Source organism: Candidatus Pantoea communis (genome assembly GCF_011752685.1).
In the GTDB taxonomy this organism is placed as follows: Bacteria; Pseudomonadota; Gammaproteobacteria; order Enterobacterales; family Enterobacteriaceae; genus Pantoea; species Pantoea communis.
Genome location: NZ_VWXC01000035.1, coordinates 21,109 through 29,170, shown reverse-complemented (window position 1 = coordinate 29,170; position 8,062 = coordinate 21,109). Strand labels below are relative to the sequence as shown.

Sequence of the window (8,062 nt, the reverse complement as noted above, 5' to 3'; positions counted from 1 at the left end):
CAGAGATGGTCAGACTGCCGGGACGACGGGAGCGCTCGTTCCCAAGGGTGGTGAAAGAGAGACCCTATAAATATCCGACAGCAAGAAGAAAAAATGCCAGTCAGGCTTAACTGACTGGCATTAGGCCGGTGATACCGGCCCATTTTTATTATGCCATCTGTTTCTTATGTTTGTGCTCGCTGACCATGGTGAGCAGCAGTAAAACCACCGCCAATACCGATCCGGCAATCATCACCATGAATCCACCATCCCAGCCGAAATAATCCACGGTGTAACCGACAATCGCACTGGCTGCCACCGATCCTCCGAGATAACCAAACAAACCGGTAAAGCCTGCTGCCGTGCCAGCCGCTTTCTTCGGCGCTAACTCCAGCGCATGCAGACCAATTAACATTACCGGACCGTAGATCAGGAAGCCGATGACGATCATGCACAGCATATCGATACCTGGATTGCCGGGTGGGTTAAGCCAGTACACCACCGTCGCGATGGTTACCAGCGTCATAAAGAACACGCCGGTGGCGCCACGATTGCCTCTGAACACCTTGTCCGACATCCAGCCGCACAGCAAGGTGCCGGGAATGCCCGCATATTCATAGAAGAAGTAAGCCCACGAAGATTTATCCAGCGTGAAATGCTTCACCTCTTTCAGGTAGGTCGGTGACCAGTCGAGAATGCCGTAGCGCAGCAGGTAAACGAACACGTTGGCCAGCGCGATATACCAGAGCAGCTTATTAGGCAGGATGTACTGCATAAAAATCTGCTTCGCCGTCAACTCCTCCTCATGATCCTCGCTGTAGTCTGGCGGATAATCATTCTTGTACGCCTCAATCGGCGGCAAACCACAAGACTGCGGCGTATCGCGCATCAGGGCAAAGGCAATAATCGCGATGAGGATGGCACCAAACGCCGGCATATAGAGCGCGGCTTTCCAGTCGTTAAACCACGCCATACCCAGCAGAAACAGTAAGGGCGGAATACCACCACCCACGTTATGGGCGCAGTTCCATACTGAGACAATCCCGCCGCGTTCCTTCTGCGACCACCAGTGCACCATAGTGCGACCGCACGGTGGCCAGCCCATACCCTGGAACCAACCGCACAGGAACAGCAGCACAAACATCACCATGATGCTGGAGGTGGCCCAGGGTACAAAGCCCATAAACAGCATCACCGCAGCGGCCAGAATCAGTCCGGCAGGTAAAAAGACACGCGGGTTTGAACGGTCAGAGACGGAACCCATGATGAACTTGGAAAAACCGTAGGCGATGGAGATTCCGGACAGCGCAAAGCCAAGATCGCCACGCGAAAAGCCTTGCTCAACCAAATAGGGCATCGCCAGCGCAAAGTTTTTACGGACCAGGTAATAGGCGGCATAGCCAAAGAAAATGCCGATGAAGATTTGCCAGCGTAGCCGACGATAGAGCGGATCGACACGATCGTCAGCGACTTGCGGCTGAAGCGGTGCCGGTTTGAAGATACTCAACATGAATGTGGCCCTCCAGGGCGCGATATTTTTATAAATTCCCAGCAGGTTGGGTCAAATGCCCTCTGGCGTGACAACAAAACCAAAGTTCCATTTCGCGCAAAGGATAGTGATGGTTACGCCACGTTACTGTGATGTGTGACACAATTGTTACAGTTTGATGACATTAAAGAGCGATATAAACCAGGAAATGTTGGTATTCGCGCATGAAGCGTCGGGGCTTTTGGGTTTAGAAGGGGAATCCGTTGCCGTGTCGAATCAGATTCACTGCATCTGCAACCAGCGACCTGATTTCAGCAATGGACCTTATCTCAATGAGTGACGGGGATACGGCGATTTGTTTGATTTTAATTTGACCACTCGTCAACCAGATATTTCAGCCCGTCCACGACAGTTTGTTTACACTAGCGCCACTGTTCATTTTGGGATCGATGCCGTGCCGTTACTGATCGTTACCACCATTTTGTGGGCTTTTTCCTTTAGTTTGATAGGGGAATACCTGGCGGGCCAGGTTGACTCCTGGTTCTCTGTACTGATGCGCCTTGGGTTGGCCGCGATTGTCTTCCTGCCGTTCCTGCGCTGGAAAGGCTATCGCGCCTCAACCATCCTGCTGTATATGCTGGTGGGGATGCTGCAACTTGGCGTCATGTACCTGCTGAGTTTCGAGGCTTATACCTACCTCAGCGTGACAGAATTCCTGTTATTTACCGTGATGACGCCGCTCTACGTCACGCTGATTTACGATTTGCTCAGCAGACGTCGGCTGCGAATCGGCTATGCCTTCAGCGCGCTGTTGGCGGTAGCCGGGGCGGCCATCATTCGCTATGACAAAGTCAGCGATCATTTCTGGTTCGGTTTGCTGCTGGTTCAGGCGGCTAACATCTGCTTCGCCATTGGTATGGTTGGTTACAAGCGCTTGCAGGAAACCCGCCCAATGCCGCAACACACGGCCTTCTCGTGGTTCTATCTTGGCGCGGTGATCATCGCCATCATTGCGTGGAGCCTGTGGGGTAACCCGAACAAACTGCCGACCACTAACCTGCAATGGGGCATTCTGGTGTGGCTGGGCGTGGTGGCTTCGGGGCTTGGCTACTTTATGTGGAACTACGGTGCGACGCAGGTCGATGCGGGTACGCTGGGCATCATGAACAACATGCACGTGCCTGCGGGCTTGCTGGTGAATCTGGCGATCTGGCAGGAAAAACCGCACTGGCCGAGCTTTATTGCCGGGGCGATTGTCATTTTCGCTTCACTATACGTGCACAAGCGTTGGGTAGTTGGACATGGGTCCAAAAGCGCTGCCTAACTGAGACGATCCTTGATCTGGTTTCGTTGAACTTGCAGAAGCGCTATGTGCTGGGAAAAAGCAGCACCTAAGCCAAAGGGAAGATACAGGCCGCTACGAAGAGCGAAGCGTCCGAGCCATGGATGGCGAGGCCGATCCACAGGGATGTGAGATTCCTTCGTGATCGGAGCGGCCTGTATCTGACCTAACTCCGATCAAAAAGCGATTACACCTTCTTGGCTGGCGCCGCAGGACGATTCATCATCGTCAGTCCCTTCAAAAAGTTACGTAGAATCTGGTCACCGCACTCGCGGTAGTTTTTATGATCCGGATTGCGGAAAATCGCACCGACTTCAGCCTGTGAAATCTTAAAGTTTGCCTTCTCCAGCACCACCGGAATATCCGTGGTCTTCAGCGCAAACGCGATACGCAACTTCTTGATGAAAATATTGTTATTCATACGGCGTTCAACTGAAGGTGCGGGCGCATCTTCACTCTTACCGCGACGGAAGAAAATCAAACCGTTGAGGAAATAGCCCATCAGCACGTCCGGCAGCTTACGGAATGCCGCGTCTTCATCCTTCTTCATCCACGCCTGCACATCTTCCAGCGGCACTTCACTGCCCGCTAAGGCAAAAATCTCCACCACTTTGCTATCGCTCAAATCAAGCATATAGCGCACGCTGCGCAGAACATCGTTACTCGTCATGGTGAAACTCTCTTGGTCGCGGATTGAGGCGGCGCATTATAGAGCAGGCTGGGCAGGGATAACAGCACGGGCGACACCAGCCACCCGTGAGAACATCAAGAAATCGACTGCAGTGAACCCGGGCGGGCGGCATCGCGCACAAACGGCAGATGGTCACAGGCGTGCTGGCGGGCGAAGCGTACAAAGGCTTCTAACACCGGCTGACGCTGCTCACCATCGCGCACGGCGGCATATAAACGGCTCCACAAACCCTCACCCAATGTCTTGGTCACCACCAGACCCTGCTTTTCAAAACTCTCCACCACCCAATGCGGAAGGGCCGCAATACCCATCTGTGCTGACACCATCTGAATCAGCAACAGCGTATTATCCACACTCTTCAGCGCCGGGCTGATGCCTGCAGGCTGCAGGAAATGACGCCAGATATCGAGACGCTGACGCTGCACCGGATAGATCATCAGTACCTCATCGGCCAAATCTTCCGGTGAGATATGTTCCAGCTTCGCCAGCGGATGGTCCGGGGCCAGCACCAGACGCACCTCAAAATCAAACATCGGCGTATAGAACAAACCGCTGCGCGGCAGGATATCGGAGGTCAACACCACATCCAGTTCGCCCTGTTGCAGGGCGGGCTGGGGATCAAAAGTCACGCCCGATTTAAAATCGACCACCACTTGCGGCCAGCTCTGGCGGAAATTATTGAGGGCTGGCGTCAGCCACTGAATGCAGCTGTGGCACTCGATGGCAATGCGTAACGTGGTCTGATGCGGCTCGTGGCATGCCTGCAACGCCTGCTGAATCTGCGGCAAAATCTGCTCGGCCAACTGCAGCATGATTTCCCCCTGCGGCGTAAACCGCAACGGCTGGCTCTTGCGCACAAACAGGCGAAAGCCCAGCCGCTGTTCCAGATCGCTGAACTGATGCGATAACGCCGATTGTGTCTGATGAAGCTGAGCGGCGGCAGCGGCCAGCGAGCCGGTATTTTGCAACGCCTGCAGCGTTCTCAGATGTTTGAGTTCGATCATGAGAGTCCTTCACATCGAGATTGAACAAATTGCGCTTGAGGAACATACAGTACCCGCAGATTATGGCGGTGTAAACATCTGGACGGCTAAACATCTCAAGCAAGCGCCACCGCCACATGACTTTCGTCCAGTTCAGGCGTTCAGCGGACGGCAATGTCACTCGCTGGATGAACGTAAACGGGCTCGACCCGTTAAGCATATCTGGAGATCACTAAATGACCATTCTGAACCATACGCTCGGTTTCCCTCGTGTCGGTCTGCGTCGTGAACTGAAAAAAGCACAGGAAAGCTACTGGGCAGGTAACAGCTCACAGGAAGCGCTGCTGGCCGTGGGGCGCGAGCTGCGCGCTCGTCACTGGCAACAGCAGAAAGACGCGGGGGTGGATCTGCTGCCGGTGGGCGATTTCGCCTGGTATGATCATGTGCTGACCACCAGCCTGATGCTGGGCAATGTGCCGGCGCGCCATCAGAACCAGGATGGATCGGTCGATCTCGATACGCTGTTCCGTCTGGGACGTGGCCGCGCCCCCTGCGGCAATCCTGCTGCCGCCGCTGAAATGACCAAATGGTTCAACACCAACTATCACTATATGGTGCCGGAATTCACTCAGGGCCAGCAGTTCTCTCTAAGCTGGACACAACTCCTTGAAGAAGTGGACGAAGCATTGGCGCTGGGTCACCCGATCAAACCGGTGCTGCTGGGACCGGTCACTTACCTGTGGTTGGGCAAAGTCAAAGGTGAGCCGTTTGACCGCCTGTCGTTGCTGAAAGCGATACTGCCGGTCTATCAGCAAGTGCTGGCTGAACTGCATCAGCGCGGTATTGAATGGGTGCAGATCGATGAACCCGCGCTGGTGCTGGAGCTGCCACAGGAATGGCGTGATGCGTTCAAGCCTGCCTACGATGCTCTGCAAGGTCATGTAAAACTGCTACTGACGACCTACTTTGACAGCATCGGTCAAAATCTCGACGTGATTAAGACGCTACCGGTTCAAGGTTTACACGTTGACCTGGTGCATGGCAGAGATGACATCCAGCATATCCACCAACAGCTCCCCGCCGACTGGCTGCTCTCAGTCGGGGTGATCAACGGCCGCAATGTCTGGCGTGCCGAGCTCAGTCGCTGGTTCGATCGCCTGCAACCGCTGGTTGGGCAGCGTGAAAATCTGTGGATTGGTTCCTCCTGCTCGCTGCTGCACAGCCCGATCGATCTCAGTGTCGAAACCCGGCTCGATGCGGAAGTGAAAAGCTGGTTTGCCTTTGCTTTACAGAAGTGTGCTGAGCTGAGGTTGTTGAGCCAGGCGCTCAATAATAACGATGCGGCCTCGCTGATGGAGTGGAGCGCGCCGATTCGTGCCCGTTCTCATTCTTCGCGCGTGCACAATGCCGCAGTGGGCGCACGTCTGGCGAATATTCAGGCCAAAGACGTTGAGCGCGCCAGCCACTATGACGAACGCGCCAAAGCGCAGCGCCATCGCTTTAATCTGCCTGCCTGGCCGACCACCACGATTGGATCCTTCCCGCAAACCACCGAAATTCGCGGCCTGCGACTCGACTTCAAAAAAGGCAATATCGATGGAGGCCACTATCGCACCGGCATCGCGGAGCACATCAAGCAGGCGATTGCCGAACAGGAACGGCTCGGGCTGGATGTGCTGGTGCACGGCGAAGCAGAGCGTAATGACATGGTGGAATACTTCGGCGAAAACCTCGATGGCTTCGTGTTTACGCAAAATGGCTGGGTGCAAAGCTATGGCTCTCGCTGTGTGAAGCCGCCGGTGATCATCGGTGATGTCAGTCGTCCGCAGCCGATTACCGTTGAGTGGGCGAAGTACGCGCAATCGCTGACTGAAAAGCCAGTGAAAGGCATGCTCACCGGCCCGGTCACGATTTTGTGCTGGTCATTCCCGCGTGAAGACGTGACGCGGGAAACCCTTGCTAAACAGATTGCACTGGCGCTGCGTGATGAAGTGGAAGACCTGGAAAAAGCCGGGATCGGGATCATCCAGATTGATGAACCCGCGCTGCGCGAAGGCTTACCCTTGCACCAGTCGGATTGGGCGGCGTACCTGACCTGGGCAGTGGATGCCTTCCGCCTCAACGCGGCTGTGGCGCAGGATGAAACGCAGATCCACACGCACATGTGTTATTGCGAGTTCAATGACATCATGGAATCGATAGCGGCACTGGACGCGGACGTGATTACCATCGAAACCTCACGCTCGGATATGGAATTGCTGGATGCGTTTAAAGCGTTTGAATACCCGAACGAAATTGGGCCAGGTGTGTATGACATACACTCCCCGAACGTACCCAGCGTCGAATGGATTGAAGATCTGCTGCACAAAGCGGCGCAAAGCATTCCGCCCGCACGTTTGTGGGTCAACCCGGACTGCGGTCTGAAAACCCGTGGCTGGAGTGAAACCCGGCAGGCGCTGGCGAACATGGTGACCGCCGCGAAAAAGCTGCGCGCAGAATCGGCTTAATCGTGAGAAACAGGGGCGCCTTGCAGCGCCCCTTGTTATTACGCGTTGGGTGCAACGCCATACTGCTTAAACCAGGCCAGCATTCGTACCCAGCCATCAGCGGCTGAGTCAGCATGGTAGCTTGGGCGATAATCGGCATTAAACGCGTGTCCCGCTTCCGGATACACCACGATTTCCGCTTTGGCATTGGCGGCATGCAGTGCCTGACGCATCTTATCAATGCTCTCTAACGGGATGCTCTCATCCTGACCGCCGTACAATCCGAGCACCGGTGCGTTAAGATCGACGGCTACATCGATAGGATGTTTTTGTTGTTTGAGGGTTTTCTCACCCTCTAACCGACCATACCAGGCCGCTGCCGCCCGCACCTGCGGATTGTGCGCGGCGAACAGCCAACTGATGCGTCCGCCCCAGCAGAAGCCCGTGATGGCCATGCGACGAATATCGCCATCGTGGCGTGCGGCCCAGTTGGCAACGTGATCGAGATCGGACAGCACCTGAGAATCAGGCACCTTGCTGACCAGTTCTTTGAACAGTGTCGGGATATCACTGTAGTCACCGGGATCGCCTTCACGGAAGTAGAGTTCAGGTGCGACCGCCAGATAGCCTTCCAGCGCCAGACGACGGCAGATATCTTTAATATGTTCATGAACGCCAAAAATCTCCTGCACCACCAGAATTACCGGTAGTTTGCCTTCATAGGATTTGGGGCGAGCATAATAAGCCGGAAGGTTTTCTCCCTGGCTGGGAACAGAAGTTTCACCGGTGTGAATAGCGTCACTGACGGTGGTGATGGTGCTGCTGGCGATGGGCTGAACGGCAGGGGCAAAGCCACCGGCTACTGATTTTTGTGCCATATTGTCTTCGGTTTTCATGGTTCTCTCCGTGCTAGCAAATGCGCAATCACGTAACTATAGCCTGCTTCAGGAGCAAGGCTGACGTAGGGTTCAGAGGGATGTGTACTTATGTTCTTCTTCTCTATTAACACTGCCACCCGAACTTACACAGCACCGCTTGTAGCAATTCAGAATTGCTGAGCTGCAATGTGTGATGTGAATCACATAATAATTT

Annotated in this window: 7 protein-coding genes; 3 read left to right on the top strand and 4 right to left on the bottom strand. The window is 54.7% G+C overall.

Translation table 11 applies throughout. From position 1 onward, the window contains the following. Nucleotides 1-110, top strand: a 110-nt coding sequence (locus F3J37_RS28260; RefSeq protein ID WP_237449393.1) for a hypothetical protein, incomplete at its 5' end; no start/stop codon positions are given. A gap of 38 nt (nt 111-148) precedes the next feature. Here the strand turns inward: F3J37_RS28260 and glpT are convergent. Continuing rightward, nucleotides 149-1,489 carry a glycerol-3-phosphate transporter gene (gene glpT, locus F3J37_RS26745; RefSeq protein WP_166936663.1) on the bottom strand — a complete coding sequence of 447 codons (1,341 nt, stop codon included), beginning with the start codon at nt 1,487-1,489 and terminating at the stop codon, nt 149-151. Nucleotides 1,490-1,922: 433 nt separating this feature from the next. Here glpT and F3J37_RS26740 point away from each other — a divergent pair, with 433 nt between their 5' ends. Next, nucleotides 1,923-2,792: a carboxylate/amino acid/amine transporter gene (locus F3J37_RS26740; RefSeq protein ID WP_166936661.1), complete on the top strand. Its 870-nt coding sequence runs from the start codon at nt 1,923-1,925 to the stop codon at nt 2,790-2,792. A gap of 205 nt (nt 2,793-2,997) precedes the next feature. Here the strand turns inward: F3J37_RS26740 and F3J37_RS26735 are convergent, their stop codons facing one another. Next, nucleotides 2,998-3,480: a YehS family protein gene (locus tag F3J37_RS26735; protein ID WP_034827905.1), complete on the bottom strand. Its 483-nt coding sequence runs from the start codon at nt 3,478-3,480 to the stop codon at nt 2,998-3,000. A 95-nt stretch (nt 3,481-3,575) separates the two neighbouring features. After that, entirely contained in the window at nt 3,576-4,505 is a 930-nt protein-coding gene (metR, locus tag F3J37_RS26730) for an HTH-type transcriptional regulator MetR (protein ID WP_034827906.1), read from the bottom strand. Nucleotides 4,506-4,720: 215 nt separating this feature from the next. Here metR and metE point away from each other — a divergent pair, with 215 nt between their 5' ends. Continuing rightward, complete coding sequence (gene metE / locus F3J37_RS26725; RefSeq protein ID WP_166936660.1) at nt 4,721-6,991, top strand: 5-methyltetrahydropteroyltriglutamate--homocysteine S-methyltransferase; 2,271 nt, start codon at nt 4,721-4,723, stop codon at nt 6,989-6,991. Between the two features lie 38 nt (nt 6,992-7,029). Here metE and F3J37_RS26720 read toward each other — a convergent pair whose 3' ends face one another. Continuing rightward, nucleotides 7,030-7,866 (bottom strand): dienelactone hydrolase family protein, encoded by an 837-nt coding sequence (locus F3J37_RS26720; protein ID WP_160868712.1) that lies wholly within the window; start codon nt 7,864-7,866, stop codon nt 7,030-7,032. Nucleotides 7,867-8,062 lie beyond the last annotated feature (196 nt).

Excerpts from the sequence above, each read along its gene's own strand:
- glpT (WP_166936663.1), bottom strand. The coding sequence starts at position 1,489 with ATGTTGAGTATCTTCAAACCGGCACCGCTTCAGCCGCAAGTCGCTGAC.
- F3J37_RS26735 (WP_034827905.1), bottom strand. The coding sequence starts at position 3,480 with ATGACGAGTAACGATGTTCTGCGCAGCGTGCGCTATATGCTTGATTTG.
- metR (WP_034827906.1), bottom strand. The coding sequence starts at position 4,505 with ATGATCGAACTCAAACATCTGAGAACGCTGCAGGCGTTGCAAAATACC.
- metE (WP_166936660.1), top strand. The coding sequence starts at position 4,721 with ATGACCATTCTGAACCATACGCTCGGTTTCCCTCGTGTCGGTCTGCGT.
- F3J37_RS26720 (WP_160868712.1), bottom strand. The coding sequence starts at position 7,866 with ATGAAAACCGAAGACAATATGGCACAAAAATCAGTAGCCGGTGGCTTT.